Genomic DNA, 338 nt, shown 5'->3' with positions numbered 1-338 from the left:
TGGTGCTGACATGGTGCTTGCGAAACGTTCAGACCGCTCAACTGATGGACGACTGAAACGTAAGACAGCTGAGTGGTTCTATAAGTTACACAACAAAATAAGCCCCCCAAAGATCGAGGAAAATGTCGGAGATTTTCGACTCATGTCTCGTGAGGTTGTGGAGAACATTAAACTGTTGCCTGAGCGCAATCTTTTCATGAAAGGCATACTGAGCTGGGTGGGTGGTCAGACAGATGTCGTTGAATATGTACGCGCAGAGCGTGTTGCTGGCATCTCAAAATTTAATGGCTGGAAATTATGGAATCTGGCACTGGAAGGTATCACAAGTTTTTCAACCT

1 pseudogene is annotated in these 338 nt (G+C 45.6%); it reads left to right on the top strand.

Annotated elements, in window-relative coordinates:
* A pseudogene (locus ACUU1I_RS21355) lies at window positions 1–338 on the top strand (glycosyltransferase); the annotation flags it as partial.

It is taken from the genome of Shigella sp. SIG3, from assembly GCF_053555855.1.
The sequence above is the reverse complement of the archived record's forward strand: the minus strand, read 5'-3'. Positions and strand labels throughout refer to the sequence as shown.